Below are 14,545 nucleotides of genomic sequence, written 5' to 3'. Positions count from 1 at the left end.
ACTTGATGCAGGCGAATCGCAACAGCGGCGCGCATATGCCGCGCCAGCAAGGAATTCGCCGCCGTGTTCGTATCCTTCTTCCCGAAGCCGAAGCTGTTCTTCCTTTCGGCGGCGGCGTGGAGTCTCTTCCTCGTTCTGCTGTGGTTCTTCGGTGGTCAACAGTTCGGTTCCGTCTTCGGTCTCGGACCGGCTGATCCGGCAGCCCCACCGAACATTGGCATTAGCGTATTTTGGTCGAACCCGTTCCTTTGGTTCTATATTTATTACACGGCAAGCGTACTGATATTCTATGCATTTTGGGCATGGTTCTCTCCGCACCCTTGGCAAAATTGGTCTATTATTGTCGCTTCTGTTGTCTTGTTCTTGATCTATTTTACTGTGCAAGTCAGCGTGGCAGTTAATAACTGGTACGGGCCGTTCTACGACTACGTGCAAGGCCTTATGTCAGGAACCAGGAAATCGACCAGCACCGAATTTTATTGGGGGGTCGCCAGTTTTGCTTGGTTGGCGCTACTCGGCATGAACGTGCAGGTGGTCAACGCCTTTGTCGTTCAACATTGGATCTTCCGCTGGCGCACGGCCATGAACGACTATTTCATGGCGAACTGGGACAAGCTGCGTCATATCGAGGGCGCCTCGCAGCGTATTCAAGAAGACACGATGCGCTTTTGCCAGATCATGGAGGATTTGGGCGCAACTTTCGTAAGATCGATCATGACGCTTATTGCGTTCCTGCCGGTCCTGATCCAGCTGCAGGTTCACATCACCGAGTTGCCGATCGTCGGAGTCATTGCTCATCCGCTCGTTGTTGCAGCGTTGGTCTGGTGTTTCTTCGGTACCATTGTGGTGATGCTGGCCGGTGTTAAGCTGCCCGGCTTGCAGTTTCGCAATCAGCGTGTCGAAGCCGCCTACCGCAAGGAACTTGTCTATGGCGAGGATCATGCCGACAGGGCGCAGCCGCTGACCACCAAGGAATTGTTCAACAACGTCCGCCGCAACTACTTCCGGCTCTATGGCCACTACATCTATTTCAATGTGGTGCGTTATACCTATCTGCAAGCCGATGGCATTTATTCTCTTTTGATCTTGGGACCTTCGTTGGTGGCAGGTAAGATTACGTTTGGCATATTCAGTCAGATTTCGAACGCCTTTGACCGAGTGGCCAACTCGCTGCAGTTCCTGCTGAATTCTTGGTCGACCATCGTCGAGCTGCAGTCGATTCATAAGCGCCTGCGCGCCTTCGAGGCGACGCTGGAAGGCGAACCGCTGCCGGATATCGACCAGCATTATCTCGATCGCCAGCAGGCCGGCATGGAGCCCAAGGACCAGCCGGTGCACTGACCGGCGCGTGTGGTGGGCGGCTCAGCCGCCCACGGCGGCGGGCTTGGTGGGTTTGCCTCTGCCCAGATAGTCGCGGTAGCTGATGCACTCGACGTCCGATTTCACGCAAACCTCGCCGGCGAAACGCTCCAGCGCGTTCCAGTAGGTGCCGTCGTTCATCAGCGTGAAGTGGAAGCCAAGCTCGAGCGGCACGCGCTCGCCGGCATATTGTTTGTCGAAGGCGGCGCGGAACGCGTCATAGGTGCGCTCCTCGAATTCCTTGGCCTGGCTCGGCCGCTCGAAGCCGCCGGAATGACGCACGAACAGATTGTAGTCCATCGCGATCACCGGCCGCCGTTTCGGCCCCTCGGGAATGAGCGGGAGCGAGAAACGCGTCAGGCCGCCGGCCGTGGTTGGCACGGCGGGGCCTTGCGAGACGCCGCTGGCGTCATAGGCGAAGCCGGCTTCCGGCAGCGCCTGGTAGAGGCCCTTGCCGGTCGACAGATACGGGGCGCGGAAACCGGTCACTGCTTTGGCAAGGTCGCGCCAGCCGGCCGGCTCGGGCGAGATGCCGTTGATCGCATAGGCGTTTTCCAGGATGCGCCGCGATGCCGCCAGTTCCGCCTGCCAGTCGGCCTTGCTCCAGTCCTTGCCGTCGAAATGGCCGCAGGCATGGCTGCCGAGATCGTGGCCCTCGGCGACCGCCAGGTTGATCTGTTCCAGCCGCTCGGCCACCTCGTCCTTCGAGGCGGCGAAACCGATATTCGACTTGCCGCTGCCCTTGGTCGGCGTGACATAGTCCTTGCGGGTGTCCTTCGACAAAAGGAAGACGCAGGACAGGAAATAGCTGAAATGCGCACCGGTGCGCGCCGCCAGCGCGCGGCTGCGTTTCCATTGCGCGATGTCGCGCGCATTGTCGAAGGAGATGATGACGATCTGCTTCGGCTTGGCCGGCACGGGCGACCGCGGCGGGTCCGCGAGGGCCGCCGTCGTCGTGGCAAAAGCCAGGCTGGAATACGCAAGCACGCGGAACGAACGGAACATTCTCGGACAATCGAAACGGGATTTCACAGGGCCAGACAGGCGCCAGATAGGCCATACGCCGCAGTCGGGCAACCGCGACTGGACTTCGCGCTAGCCTTCAAATGTGGCGCCGATAGGTCGCCAAAGCCAGTGCGCGAACGCGCCGTCCCGCCGATTTTCCGGCTCCCCCCTTCCATGCCGACAAAATTTCGCTACAAGGCGGGGCTCATCTTTAGGCTCGGTCCGCTTGGACTGGGCGGCAACGGTTTGATCGATGTCCGACGACAGTTTTATCCGCGAAGTCAATGAAGAGATCCGTGGCGACCGCGCCCGGGCGCTGTGGGATCGTTACGGCCCCATGCTGATCGCGGCCGCCGTGCTGATCGTGCTCGGCACCGCCGCCTTCGTCGGCTACCGTTATTGGGACACCTCGCGTGCCAACCGTTCGGGTGACGCGTTCTCGCAGGCGCTGAAACTCGCCAATGACGGCAAGCAGGACGATGCGCTGGCCGCCTTGGCCGCGCTCGAGAAGGACGGTTACGGCGCTTATCCGCTACTGGCGCGCATGCGCGCCGCCACCGTCAAGGCCGACAAGGGCGATTTCGCCGGCGCCGTGAAGGATTTCGACGAGGTCGCCGCCGACAGCGCGATCCCGGCTTCGATCCGTGACATGGCGCGGCTTCGCGCCGGCCTCATCCTGATCGACCACGGCTCTTTCGCCGATGTCTCCAGCCGCGTCGAGGCATTGACCGCCGACACCAGCGCGCTGCGTCATACAGCACGCGAGGCGCTCGGACTGGCCGCCTGGAAGGAAGGCAAGTCGCAGGACGCTTTAAAGCTGTTCGACCAGATCGCCGCCGACGAAGGCGCGCCGCGCAATGTGCGCGATCGCGCCACGCTGATGGCCGAGCTGATCCGCGGCACCGGCAACGCGTCGTGATGGGCAATGAGCTTCAAAGTCGCCATCATCGGCCGGCCTAACGTCGGCAAATCCACGCTTTTCAACCGCTTGGCCGGTCGCAAGCTGGCTCTTGTCGACGATACCCCCGGCGTCACCCGCGACCGCCGCGTTCATCCCGCCAAACTCTACGACATCTTTTTCGATGTGATCGACACGGCCGGCTTCGAAGACGCGCCGGCTGGGTCGCTGCCTGGCCGCATGCGCCTGCAGACCGAGATCGCCATCGAGGAAGCCGATCTCATTTTCTTCCTGATGGACGCCAAGGCCGGCTTGATGCCGGACGACCGCACCTTCGCCGAAGTCGTGCGCCGGTCCGGCAAGCCGGTGGTTCTGGTCGCCAACAAGGCCGAGGCGCGCGGCGCGCAAGGCGGCATGCTGGAGGCCTGGGAACTGGGCCTCGGCGAACCCGTGCCTGTTTCGGCCGAGCACGGCCAGGGCATGCCGGATCTGCGCGATGCCGTCATCGAGGCGCTCGGCGAGAAACGTGTGTTCGGCGAAGAAGACGACGCCGACGAAGAGATAGCCGCCTCCGAGGTGCTGATCGGCGAGGACATCGCCGATCCGGACGCCGAGGAAATCCCGGCCTATGACGAGGCTAAGCCGCTGCGCATCGCCGTGGTCGGTCGGCCCAATGCGGGCAAGTCGACGCTGATCAACGCGCTGATCGGCGAAGAGCGTCTGCTGACCGGGCCGGAAGCCGGCATCACCCGCGATTCGATCTCCGTCGACTGGGACTGGCGCGGCCGGCGCATCAAGCTGTTCGACACCGCCGGCATGCGCCGCAAGGCCAAGGTCCAGGAAAAGCTGGAGAAGCTGTCGGTCGCCGACGGCTTGCGCGCCATGCGCTTCGCCGAAGTGGTCGTCATCGTCTTCGATGCCACCATCCCGTTCGAAAAACAGGATCTCCAGATCGTCGACCTCATCGTCCGCGAGGGCAGGGCGCCAGTCATCGCCTTCAACAAGTGGGACCTGATCGATCACCCGCAGGAGGTTCTGGCGGACCTGCGCGAAAAGACCGCGCGGCTGTTGCCCCAGGTGCGCGGCATCCAGGCCGTCACCGTGTCGGCCGAAACCGGCCGCGGCCTCGACAAATTGATGGACGCCATTGTCAGGACGCACAGGGTCTGGAACAGCCGCGTCTCCACCGGCAAGCTGAACCGCTGGCTGGAAGGCATTCTGGCGCATCACCCGCCGCCCGCCGTCGCCGGTCGCCGGTTGAAGATCAAATATGTCACCCAGGCCAAGACCCGTCCGCCGGGTTTCGTCGTCTCGTGCTCGCGGCCCGACGCCATGCCGCAGTCCTATGTTCGCTATCTGGTGAACAGCTTGCGCGATGCCTTCGACATGCCGGGCGTGCCGATCCGCATGGCGCTGCGCACCTCCGACAATCCTTTTGCCGGCCGGGCCAAGAAGAAGAGCTGAGCCACCGCTACCAGCCTCGCTGCCGTTAACCTCCCGTCAAGGTTAATGCCGTTAACCGACCATCAAGGTTAATGCCGCATTGTGACCCTTCAGAATGGGGTTCCGTAGCGTCCTGGAGAGTTCAGTGCATCGACGTCTCGTAAAGCGGCTCGTGGCCGCCGCCGGTGGTCAAAAACGCTCCTTGCTCTCGCCGCTCGCCGTTGGTCTTGGCATCTGGATCGGCTTCCCGACCGCGGTCGCCTATCAGGACATGACCAGTCTGGTCTCCGGCCTCGAATCCTCAACCGTCCGCTGGAACGCCTATGTGCAGAAGTCGGCTGCCGGCTCGATTCACGCCGCCGAACTGCCCTTTGTCGACAAGGACGCGGTCACCGGCTCGCTCGCCGGTTCGGGTGTGCGCTTGCCTGGCGTCGGCACCGTCGCGCTGAGCGGCAGGGTGGCCAAGACCGGCGAGACCTCGGACGAGGTCAGGGTTTCCCGCGCCGGCAAGAAGGACCGCATCGTCAAGATCGTACCGGTGGCGCCGCCGAAGAATTTCTCCGCCGGCTCCATCTTCCAGCGCACCTCCTCGCTGCTACGCCCAAGCATGGACAGCGGCCTGAAACTCGGTTTCGCCAAGCCCGACATCAAGGGCAAGGAAGTGCAGATCGCGGCGGCCTTCCACCTGCGCGAGGACAAGAAGCCGGACACCGGCGTGCCGACCATGCTGGCCAGCCTCGTCAACAATGACAGCGCCGACATCCTGGCCACTGCCTATGCGCCTTCCGCGCCCGACTACGCCAAGGCGTCTCCGTTCGAATCGCTGCTGCAGGACGAAAAGCCCGGCGGCGGCCGCTTCATCCCGCCGATGTCGAAAGGCGATCATGCCTGGATGAAGAACCCGCTGCCGGCCTCGGTCTTCTCCAAGCCGGAACAGAAATGCCTGGCCAACGGCATCTATTTCGAGGCGCGGGGCGAATCGTTGCGTGGCCAGGCAGCCGTCGCCCAGGTCATCCTCAACCGCGTCCGCAATCCTGCCTATCCCAATTCCATCTGCGGCGTCGTCTACCAGAACGACGACTGGCTGAACCGCTGCCAGTTCTCCTTCGCCTGCGACGGTCGCCGCAAGCGCATCGAAGATCCGGCGCGCTACAAGATCGCGCAGGACGTGGGCATGGCTGTCACCGCCGGCAAGATCTTCATCCCCGAGGTCGGCTCCTCGACCCATTATTACGCCGCCTATGTGAATCCGGGCTGGGCGCGGGCGATGAAGAAGATGACCAGGATCGGTCTGCACATCTTCTATCGCACCTATGGTGGCGGCTGGAGCTGAGCCGGCGATATACGCACCGGACGCGCCGCGAAGGCGGGCGGAGAGCGGAGATTCTCTCCGTTGACGCCACGCTCCACACCGGGCACGATGTCGCACTTATTCAAGTTATTGATTTATAAGGCAAAAATACTTGCCGACAAAGCTTCCCCCTCGGCTTGACGGGGGAAGGGCCTCTAACTATGTTGCCCGCGACTTGGAAGCGGGCGAACGGCGACGTTTTGGCCGGGCAGGGAGGTTGCGATGGCCGACAAGAACGGGCCAGACGGAACCGGACGGACAAGCGGCAAAGGTACGCCGGGCTTCCACGACGACGATCTTGAGCGCCGCCGGCGCGAGCTTGGAGCAGTTCTTGCGACAAGGCGCCCGGACCGGAGCCAGGGGAAAGAGGCTGAGGGAGCCGGACGTGCCAGCGGGTATGGCCAGGCTTTCAAGTTGTCCAGCGAGTTCATTGCCGGCATCGTTGTCGGTGTGGTGATCGGCTGGACGATCGATCGTCTGGTGGGCACATCGCCCTGGGGGCTGATCGTCTTCTTGCTGCTGGGCTTCGTAGCCGGCATATTGAACGTGCTGCGCTCGGTTGGCGCGGTCGCGGAGCTGGACCAGCGTGGCGGCAAGCCGCCTGAGCCGAAAGAATGAGATCCGGCGCCCGTTGGCGGCGTCAGGGACAAGATGCAAGAAGCCGTATTCGCGGTTTTGGAGAGGGTTTAGAAAGTGGCAGCTGCTGACAAGGTCGATCCGATCCATCAGTTCCATATCAACAAGCTCATTCCGCTCGAGATCGGCGGTTATGACATCTCCTTCACCAATTCCGCGCTGTTCATGGTCGCGACCGTGGTTCTGGCGTCGGCATTCCTCTATTTCTCCACCTCTGGCCGCGCGCTCGTTCCGTCGCGCCTGCAGTCGGTTGGCGAAATGTCCTACGAATTCGTCGCTTCGATGCTGCGCGATTCCGCCGGCTCGCACGCCATGAAGTTCTTCCCGTTGGTGTTCTCGCTGTTCATGTTCGTGCTGACGGCGAACCTCCTCGGTCTGTTCCCCTATTTCTTCACCGTCACCGCGCACATCATCGTCACTTTCGCGCTGGCCGCGCTGGTCATCGGCACGGTCGTGATCTACGGCTTCTACAAGAACGGTTTCGGCTTCCTGAAGCTGTTCGTGCCGAGCGGCGTCCCGGTCTATCTGCTGCCGCTGGTCGTGCTCATCGAGGTCATCTCGTTCCTGTCGCGTCCCGTCAGCCTCTCGGTTCGTCTTTTCGCCAACATGCTGGCCGGCCACATCACGCTGAAAGTCTTTGCAGGCTTCGTCGTGTCGCTGAGCTCGCTCGGCGCCATCGGCATCGCCGGCGCTATCCTGCCGCTGATCATGGCGGTTGCCATTACGGCGCTGGAAGTGCTGGTCGCCGCCCTGCAGGCCTATGTCTTCGCCATGCTGACCTGCATGTATCTCAACGACGCGGTTCACCCCGGCGGACACTAAATCTACCCGGCGCAAGCCGGCCAACCGAAGCATTTTAGATTCATCAAGGAGTTAAGTGAAATGGACGCAGAAGCAGCTAGGTACATCGGTGCTGGTATCGCTTGCCTTGGCATGGGCGGCGCGGGCATCGGCGTCGGCAACATCTTCGGCAACTACCTGGCGGGCGCCCTGCGCAACCCGTCGGCAGCCGACGGCCAGTTCGGCCGCCTGATTTTCGGCTTCGCCGTGACGGAAGCTCTGGGCATCTTCTCGCTGCTCATCGCTCTGCTGGCGCTGTTCGGCTGATCCCGCTTTACGCCAGCCGCCCGCGTGATGGTGGGCGGCTGCGCGACAAGGCCAGAATGACAGGAAGCACGCGATGTTCGTGACATCAGCCTATGCTGAAGACGCCGTGCCTGCTGCTACCGGCGACCACGCCGCGCAGGGGCAGACGACTGCTGGCACCGCCGTGCCGGCCGAAGGCGGCCATGGTAAAGCCGTTTTCCCGCCCTTCGACCCGGCGACCTTCTCTTCTCAGCTCGTCTGGCTGGCGATCACTTTCGGCCTGTTCTACCTGTTCCTGAAGAAGGTGGCGATGCCGCGCATCGCCTCCATTCTCGACGTGCGTTCCAACCGGATCGCGCAGGACCTTGACCAGGCAGCCAAGCTGAAGGGCGAGGCGGATACCGCGGTCGCCGCTTACGAGCAGGAATTGGCCGAGGCCAAGATCAACGCCAACTCGATCGGCCAGAAGGCCCGCGACGAAGCCAAGGCCGAAGCCGACGCTGCCCGCAAGGATGTCGAGGCAGGCCTTGAGAAGAAGCTTGTCGAGGCCGAGGCGCGCATCGCCACGATCAAGGCCAGCGCCATGAAGGATGTCGGTGCCGTCGCTGAAACGACCGCCACCGCCATTCTGGAAAGCCTGGTCGGCAAAGCCGACAAGGGCGAAGTGGCCGCTGCCGTCAAAGCCGCGCGCTGAGGAGACCGCTATGGACGCCACATCTCTCGCGACAGTCTGGGCGACGGTAGCGCTCTTTATCCTGATCGCCTTGATGATCTACCTGAAGGTGCCGGGCGCGATGTCGAAGTCGCTCGATGCCCGCGCCGACAAGATCCGCTCGGAGCTGGATGAAGCCCGCAAGCTGCGTGAAGAAGCGCAGGCGCTGCTGGTCGAATACCAGAAGAAGCGCAAGGATGCCGAGAAGGAAGCCGCCGACATCGTCGAGGCCGCCAAGCGCGAAGCCAAGGCCCTTGCCGAGGAAGCGCACAAGAAGACCGAGGATTATGTCGCGCGCCGCACCGTCGTCGCCGAGCAGAAGATCGGTCAGGCCGAGCGCGAGGCAATCGCCGAGGTTCGTGCCAGCGCCGTCGACCTGGCGGTCGAGGCCGCCCGCAGCGTGCTTGCTTCCAAGGTCGACGCCAAGGCCGCGGCCGACCTGTTCAAGGCCTCCGTGCAGGACGTGAAGTCCAAGCTCAACTGAGCGCAGCGTTTCGTTTGATTTGAGAAAGCCGCCGGGGAAACCTGGCGGCTTTTTTCGTTTGGGGGATCACGCCCGGAACAGAATGCCGGGGCGTCCCTCGAGCGTCCGGAACGAGGCGCGGTGTTCTAGTCTTCGGAGGCGACACTGTCCTTGCGGAACGGCGCGAAGGACACGCGATGCAGGCGATGCAGCGGTCCGTGCGAGGCGATGGCCGAGCGGTGGCGGGCGGTGGCGTAACCCATATGCACCTCGAACCCGTAGTGGATATGGCACTGGCCACAGCCGGTCATCATGCGATCACGCATCACCTTGGCGACGATCGAGGCCGCCGCGATCGACTGCGAGCGCTGGTCGCCCTTGACCAGCGCGCGTCCCGCGCAGGGCAGGCCGGGCGGCACGTCGCGGCCGTCGGCCAGTGCCAGCTTGGGCTCGAGCGAAAGGCCGCACAGCGCCCGCCGCATAGCCTCCAGGCTGGCGCGCAGGATGTTGGTGTCGTCGATGCCTTCCGCCGAGATCGAGGCCATGGAAACGGCCTGGGCCCTGGCCAGGATCGTCTCGAACACGGCTTCGCGCTGGGCAAGCGTCAGCCGTTTGGAATCGTCGAGACCGTCGGGGATGTTGTCGGGATCGAGCACGACGGCGGCGGCCACCACCGGGCCGGCCAGCGGCCCGCGCCCGGCTTCGTCCATGCCGGCCACCGGCCACAGCCCTTCGGCGATGGCCTTCCTCTCGATGGAGAAATCCGGCCGCTCGAGGATTTCAAACAGAAGCGGAGAATCGGAACGCGCGCGAGCCATAATGCGGCGAAACTCGCATCGGTCCCGATTCTCCGCAAGCCCTCCCGGCCGGCTGGGGCGGCGGGCCGGAGGGTACCGTCTGACGGCCGGGGTCAGGGCCGGACGGGATCTTGTGTCGAGTGCCGGAGATGGTGCCGGCGCCCGATGGGGCAGGGCGATCCTGCCCGCCGGTCTACAGCAGCATCAGCTGCTCGAAGGGCCTTGTGGCCGGCGTGAACAGGTCGGTCCTCAGTTGCCTGCGCTCGACGTTGAGACCGAGCCGCTTGGCGGCGATCTCGAAGCGGCGGCCGATCTGCCAGGCATAAGGACCCGCACCCTTCATGCGTTTGCCCCATTCCGAATCGTAGTCCTTGCCGTCGCGCATCGACCGGATCAGCGACATGACGTGCCGGTAGCGGTCGGGGTAGTGGCGCAGCAGCCAGTCCTTGAAGATCGGGCTGACTTCCAAAGGCAGCCGCAGCACCACGTAACCCGCCTCGCGGGCACCGGCGGCGCGGGCGGAATCGAGAATGCGCTCGACCTCCGGATCGGTAAGGCCGGGAATGATCGGGGCCACCATCACCGAGGTCGGGATGCCGGCATCCGTAAGCTGCTGGATCGCCTCCAGCCTTTTGGTCGGCGTCGATGCGCGCGGCTCCATGGTGCGGGCCAGCATGCGGTCCATCGTCGTCACCGACAGCGCCACCTTGGCCAGCCCGCGTTCGGCCATGCGCGACAGGATGTCGATGTCGCGGGTCACCAGCGCCGATTTGGTGACGATGCCGACCGGATGGCCGCGCGCCTCCAGCACTTCGAGAATCTCGCGCATGATGCGGTATTGCCGCTCGATCGGCTGATAGGGGTCGGTGTTGGTGCCAATGGCGATGGTGCGCGGCTGATAGCCTTCCTTGGAAAGCTCCTTGTCCAGCAGCCGCGCCGCATCCGGCTTGGCAAACAGCTTGGCCTCGAAATCCAGCCCCGCCGACAGGCCCATGAAACTATGCGTCGGCCGCGCGAAGCAGTAGACGCAACCGTGCTCGCAGCCGCGATAAGGGTTGATCGAACGGTCGAAGGAAATATCGGGCGATTCATTGCGCGTGATGATGGTGCGCGGCTTCTCCACCTGCACTTCGGTCTTGAACGGCGGCAACTCCTCGAGCGATTCCCAGCCATCGTCGAACACATGACGGCTCACCGGTTCGAAGCGGCCCGACGGATTGATGCCAGCGGAACGGCCGCGATTGCGATCCGGCCGCACGCGCATACCGCTCTGTTCCATGATCGCATTGGCCATCTCGGCCCGTCCGGCGCCGAAGGCGGCAATGTCGGCACGCACGACCTGTTCCATTTTGGCTCTTTCCCAAGGGCTGTCTGCTGGGCGTCGAATCGCTGTTCTCATGAAATTATTCCTATTGCCTCCATGAGAACAAATCAAGAACTTTCGTCATCGAACTCGAAACTGGCGCGCGGCGCGGCTTTCCGCTATTCGGCAAAGATGCTCAGTGTGCTGATCGAAACCCGCAACGACGAGGAAGGGCTTGCGCGCACGCTCGCCTCGCTCGTCGGTGGCGTCGTCGAGGGCATGGTGCGCGAAGTGATCGTTTGCGATCTCGGCTCCACCGACCAGACCGCCAAGGTGGCCGAGCACGCCGGCTGCCGCTATCTGGCAACCGGTGGCATCAAGGCCGGCATCGGCGTGGCCAAGGGAGACTGGCTGCTTCTCTTGGAGCCCGGCGCCAGGCTGGTCGAAGGCTGGACGGATACCGTTGCCGATCATATCGGACGCCTTTCCACGCCGGCCCGTTTCGCGCCGACGCGCGGCGCGCGCCAGCCGCTGCTGCGGCGCCTGTTCGGCCGGCGGTCGCCGCTTGCCCATGGGCTGGTGATCGCCAGGAAGCAGGCGGCGGCGCTGGCCGGCACATCAGGCGAGGTGGAAGCGATTGCGCGCGCCGCGCGGGCGACGACCCTGCCGGCGGAGATCTGGCCCGCCGCCAGGTAGGTAGATACCACCGGCTCAGGCGCCGGGCGGTGCCCCGGCGATCGAGCCTCGCACCACCAGGTCGACCGGCCACACTTCGCCGCGGGCGCCGTCTTCCAGTTCCGAAAGCCGCGCCACCAGCCGCTCGGCCACCCGCGCTCCAGCGGCGCGGATCGAGGAGCGCGTCGTCGTCAGCGGCACCGAAAAATTCTCCGGTTTCAGCCAGGGAAAGACGTCATCATGCGCAATGACCGAAACGTCGGCGGGAACCGCTAAATTGAGGTCGCGCAGGGCTCGCATGACGCCGAGCGTCATGAACAGGCTGGAGCAGATGATCGCCGTCGGCTTGTCGTCCTGCTCGAACAGCCGCCGCGTCGCGCGGTAGCCGTTCTCGTCGGTCATCGCGTTGGAGATCAGCCGATGGTCCGGCAGCGCGAGGCCGCCGGCGTTCAGCGCCTTGCGCACCCCGCGCTCGCGATGGATGGCGAAGGTCTTCCAGTCTTCGCCGTTGACCAGCGCGATGCGGTTGTGCCCCAACTGGATCAATAGCCGTGCCGCTTCGTGGAAGGCGCCTTCATTGTCGATGTCGAGGAATGGATAGGCAAAGTCCAGCCCCTCGGAGCGGCCGTGCACGATGTAGGGAATGTGCAGCTGGTCGAGCAGCGTCAGGCGCTTGTCGGCCGGGCATGGCGACGAGACATAGACGGCGTCGACCTGCTTGTTGGCGACGATACGGCGATAGGTCGTCTCTTCCTCGTCGGCAGCCGTCGGGCTCAGCACCAGGTCGAGTTCATGCGAGCGCGCGAAATCGCCGAGCCCCGACAGGAACTCGACGAAATGCGGGTCGATATCAACCGTCGCCCCTGTCGGCATGACATAGCCGATCATGCCGGTCTTGCCGGTCGCCAGCCTCCTTGCCGACGGGTTTGGCCGGTAGCCGTGACGCTTGGCGGCGTCGGCGACGCGCCGGCGCGTGTCCTCGTTGACCTCGGGATAACCGTTCAGCGCGCGGCTCACCGTGGTCTGGGACAATTGCAGCATCTGCGACAGCTGCTTGAGGTTCACAGGCGCCTCCGGTCTTCAAAGCGCTTCGAATCCGATGCTGGCCTTTGCCGCCGGCATCGTCGGGGAAAATCAGCATAAGCTTGAAAAAGTCCGGTTTGAAGAAAATTTGCTGCTGCACTGCCAAAAAATAATGCTGCACCGCGATTTTCACCATGTCTTTCACCTATTTAAATCGATTTATTAACCGTGCCCTTGACTCTTCGCGGATTCGATGGCGAGATGCGGGAAGCCAAAGCGCTTTGAGTACCGGTTTCGAAAGGTTGCAGTCCCTTTCTTGCTCGGGCACAGTCGAGGTGATGTCGGCGGCGGAATGGAGGTTCCGTCGGTATTTCGATCCATTGGGAGGATTGCAATGAAGAAGACGTTTTTGCTGGGTACGGCGCTTGTGGCGCTGGCCTTTGCCGCATCCGCCGGGGCAGCCGAACTGAAGTTCAAGCCCGGCGAGGATTCCAAATTTCACTGGGCCAATTTCGATGACCTGAAGAAGGTCGACCTGAAGGGCGAGACGCTGACCATTTTCGGTCCGTGGCGCGGCGAGGACGAGGCCCTGGCCCGTTCGGTGCTGGATTATTTTGCCGCCGCCACCGGTGCCGAGGTCAAATACTCCTCGTCGGAGAACTACGAACAGCAGATCGTCATCGACACGCAGGCGGGCAGCCCGCCCAACGTCGCCATTCTGCCGCAGCCCGGCCTGATCCAGGATCTCGCCTCCAAGGGCCTGTTGTCGCCGCTCGGTGACGACACCGCCAAATGGGTCAAGGACAATTATGCCGCCGGCGATTCCTGGGCGGCGCTCGGCACCTTCAAGGACAAGGACGGCAAGCCCGGCTTCTACGCCCTGCCGTACAAGATCGATGTGAAGGGTCTGGTCTGGTATTCGCCGGACAATTTCGACGAGGCCGGCTACAAGGTCCCCAAGACCCAGGAAGAACTGACCGCGCTCGAGCAGAAGATCATCGCCGACGGCCACAAGCCCTGGTGCATCGGGCTCGGCTCCGGCGGCGCCACCGGCTGGCCGGCGACCGACTGGGTCGAAGACATCATGCTGCGCACGCAGACGCCGGACGTCTACGACAAGTGGGTCTCCAACGAGATCAAGTTCAACGACCCGCGCGTCGTCAACGCGCTCAGCATTTTCGCCAAGGTCGCCACCGACGACAAAATGGTCGACGGCGGTGCCGCCGCTGTCGCCGCGACCGACTTCCGCGACAGCCCGAAGGGCCTCTTCGCCGTGCCGCCGAAGTGCTACCTTCACCATCAGGCGTCGTTCATCCCGTCCTTCTTCCCGGAGGGCGTCAAGCTCGGCCAGGATGCGGATTTCTTCTATTATCCGGCCTATGCATCCAAGCCTGAACTTGGCACGCCGCTCGAGGTTGCCGGCACCCTGGTGATGATCACCAAGGATTCCAAGGCCTCGCGCGAATTCATCAAGTTCCTGCAGATGCCGCTCGCTCACGAATTGTGGATGGCACAGAAGAGCTTCGTCACCCCGCTCAAGGAAGCCAACAAGGAAACTTACGGCAGCGCCGCGCTCAAGAAGCAGGGCGAAATCCTGACCGAGGCGACCACCATCCGCTTCGACGGGTCCGACATGATGCCCGGCAAGATCGGTGCCGGTTCCTTCTGGACCGGCATGGTCGACATGGTCGGCGGCAAATCGCCGGAGGCGGTCGCCAACGACATCCAGAAGAGCTGGGACGCGATCAAGTAAAAATCCAGGAGTGCGGCCTCCCAGGGCAGGCCGATCCGGGC

Annotated in this window: 15 protein-coding genes; 11 read left to right on the top strand and 4 right to left on the bottom strand. The window is 63.3% G+C overall.

Annotated features, from left to right (window positions below):
* The first annotated feature begins 63 nt into the window (after positions 1 to 63).
* Positions 64 to 1,341 carry a peptide antibiotic transporter SbmA gene (gene sbmA / locus FZF13_RS02725; RefSeq protein ID WP_024927142.1) on the top strand — a complete coding sequence of 426 codons (1,278 nt, stop codon included), beginning with the start codon at positions 64 to 66 and terminating at the stop codon, positions 1,339 to 1,341.
* Positions 1,342 to 1,362: 21 nt separating this feature from the next.
* On the opposite strand, the gene FZF13_RS02720 is transcribed toward sbmA, so the two are convergent.
* Complete coding sequence (locus FZF13_RS02720; protein WP_024927141.1) at positions 1,363 to 2,364, bottom strand: polysaccharide deacetylase family protein; 1,002 nt, start codon at positions 2,362 to 2,364, stop codon at positions 1,363 to 1,365.
* Between the two features lie 253 nt (positions 2,365 to 2,617).
* Between FZF13_RS02720 and FZF13_RS02715 the strand changes: the two genes are divergently transcribed.
* From FZF13_RS02715 to FZF13_RS02680, 8 genes are all read left to right on the top strand, one after another.
* Positions 2,618 to 3,283, top strand: a complete 666-nt coding sequence (locus FZF13_RS02715; RefSeq protein ID WP_024927140.1) for a tetratricopeptide repeat protein — start codon at positions 2,618 to 2,620, stop codon at positions 3,281 to 3,283.
* 6 nt (positions 3,284 to 3,289) lie between these two features.
* A complete protein-coding gene (gene der, locus FZF13_RS02710; protein WP_024927139.1) occupies positions 3,290 to 4,726 on the top strand; it encodes a ribosome biogenesis GTPase Der in 1,437 nt (478 codons plus the stop codon).
* A gap of 124 nt (positions 4,727 to 4,850) precedes the next feature.
* On the top strand, positions 4,851 to 6,038 hold the full coding sequence (locus FZF13_RS02705) for a cell wall hydrolase (RefSeq protein WP_024927138.1): 1,188 nt from the start codon (positions 4,851 to 4,853) through the stop codon (positions 6,036 to 6,038).
* A 240-nt stretch (positions 6,039 to 6,278) separates the two neighbouring features.
* Positions 6,279 to 6,674, top strand: coding sequence for an AtpZ/AtpI family protein (locus tag FZF13_RS02700; RefSeq protein WP_024927137.1), 396 nt, complete (start codon positions 6,279 to 6,281; stop codon positions 6,672 to 6,674).
* Between the two features lie 75 nt (positions 6,675 to 6,749).
* Positions 6,750 to 7,514, top strand: coding sequence for a F0F1 ATP synthase subunit A (locus FZF13_RS02695; RefSeq protein ID WP_024927136.1), 765 nt, complete (start codon positions 6,750 to 6,752; stop codon positions 7,512 to 7,514).
* A gap of 60 nt (positions 7,515 to 7,574) precedes the next feature.
* A complete protein-coding gene (locus FZF13_RS02690) occupies positions 7,575 to 7,799 on the top strand; it encodes a F0F1 ATP synthase subunit C (RefSeq protein ID WP_024927135.1) in 225 nt (74 codons plus the stop codon).
* Between the two features lie 73 nt (positions 7,800 to 7,872).
* Entirely contained in the window at positions 7,873 to 8,472 is a 600-nt protein-coding gene (locus FZF13_RS02685; protein WP_024927134.1) for a F0F1 ATP synthase subunit B, read from the top strand.
* 10 nt (positions 8,473 to 8,482) lie between these two features.
* The gene (locus tag FZF13_RS02680; RefSeq protein WP_024927133.1) at positions 8,483 to 8,974 is read left to right on the top strand and encodes a F0F1 ATP synthase subunit B; all 492 of its coding nucleotides are present in this window, start codon (positions 8,483 to 8,485) and stop codon (positions 8,972 to 8,974) included.
* A gap of 125 nt (positions 8,975 to 9,099) precedes the next feature.
* On the opposite strand, the gene FZF13_RS02675 is transcribed toward FZF13_RS02680, so the two are convergent.
* Positions 9,100 to 9,771: a ribonuclease HII gene (locus tag FZF13_RS02675; RefSeq protein WP_024927132.1), complete on the bottom strand. Its 672-nt coding sequence runs from the start codon at positions 9,769 to 9,771 to the stop codon at positions 9,100 to 9,102.
* A gap of 172 nt (positions 9,772 to 9,943) precedes the next feature.
* Positions 9,944 to 11,098, bottom strand: coding sequence for a PA0069 family radical SAM protein (locus FZF13_RS02670; protein WP_024927131.1), 1,155 nt, complete (start codon positions 11,096 to 11,098; stop codon positions 9,944 to 9,946).
* Between the two features lie 72 nt (positions 11,099 to 11,170).
* Between FZF13_RS02670 and FZF13_RS02665 the strand changes: the two genes are divergently transcribed.
* On the top strand, positions 11,171 to 11,749 hold the full coding sequence (locus FZF13_RS02665; protein ID WP_373426392.1) for a glycosyltransferase family 2 protein: 579 nt from the start codon (positions 11,171 to 11,173) through the stop codon (positions 11,747 to 11,749).
* Positions 11,750 to 11,764: 15 nt separating this feature from the next.
* Here the strand turns inward: FZF13_RS02665 and FZF13_RS02660 are convergent, their stop codons facing one another.
* A complete protein-coding gene (locus FZF13_RS02660) occupies positions 11,765 to 12,793 on the bottom strand; it encodes a LacI family DNA-binding transcriptional regulator (protein WP_024927129.1) in 1,029 nt (342 codons plus the stop codon).
* A 352-nt stretch (positions 12,794 to 13,145) separates the two neighbouring features.
* Here FZF13_RS02660 and FZF13_RS02655 point away from each other — a divergent pair, with 352 nt between their 5' ends.
* Positions 13,146 to 14,504, top strand: a complete 1,359-nt coding sequence (locus FZF13_RS02655) for an ABC transporter substrate-binding protein (protein WP_024927128.1) — start codon at positions 13,146 to 13,148, stop codon at positions 14,502 to 14,504.
* The last annotated feature ends 41 nt before the right edge of the window (positions 14,505 to 14,545 follow it).

Origin of the sequence: Mesorhizobium terrae (assembly GCF_008727715.1) — a bacterium.
Taxonomy (GTDB): Bacteria; Pseudomonadota; Alphaproteobacteria; order Rhizobiales; family Rhizobiaceae; genus Mesorhizobium; species Mesorhizobium terrae.
Note: the sequence above shows the minus strand (reverse complement) of the source record. Positions and strands in the feature narration are given on the sequence as shown.

Bases quoted from the DNA above. Each gene is read 5' to 3' on its own strand.
- FZF13_RS02720 (WP_024927141.1), bottom strand. From the start codon at position 2,364: ATGTTCCGTTCGTTCCGCGTGCTTGCGTATTCCAGCCTGGCTTTTGCC.
- FZF13_RS02715 (WP_024927140.1), top strand. From the start codon at position 2,618: ATGTCCGACGACAGTTTTATCCGCGAAGTCAATGAAGAGATCCGTGGC.
- der (WP_024927139.1), top strand. From the start codon at position 3,290: ATGAGCTTCAAAGTCGCCATCATCGGCCGGCCTAACGTCGGCAAATCC.
- FZF13_RS02700 (WP_024927137.1), top strand. From the start codon at position 6,279: ATGGCCGACAAGAACGGGCCAGACGGAACCGGACGGACAAGCGGCAAA.
- FZF13_RS02690 (WP_024927135.1), top strand. From the start codon at position 7,575: ATGGACGCAGAAGCAGCTAGGTACATCGGTGCTGGTATCGCTTGCCTT.
- FZF13_RS02685 (WP_024927134.1), top strand. From the start codon at position 7,873: ATGTTCGTGACATCAGCCTATGCTGAAGACGCCGTGCCTGCTGCTACC.
- FZF13_RS02680 (WP_024927133.1), top strand. From the start codon at position 8,483: ATGGACGCCACATCTCTCGCGACAGTCTGGGCGACGGTAGCGCTCTTT.
- FZF13_RS02675 (WP_024927132.1), bottom strand. From the start codon at position 9,771: ATGGCTCGCGCGCGTTCCGATTCTCCGCTTCTGTTTGAAATCCTCGAG.
- FZF13_RS02670 (WP_024927131.1), bottom strand. From the start codon at position 11,098: ATGGAACAGGTCGTGCGTGCCGACATTGCCGCCTTCGGCGCCGGACGG.
- FZF13_RS02665 (WP_373426392.1), top strand. From the start codon at position 11,171: ATGAGAACAAATCAAGAACTTTCGTCATCGAACTCGAAACTGGCGCGC.
- FZF13_RS02655 (WP_024927128.1), top strand. From the start codon at position 13,146: ATGAAGAAGACGTTTTTGCTGGGTACGGCGCTTGTGGCGCTGGCCTTT.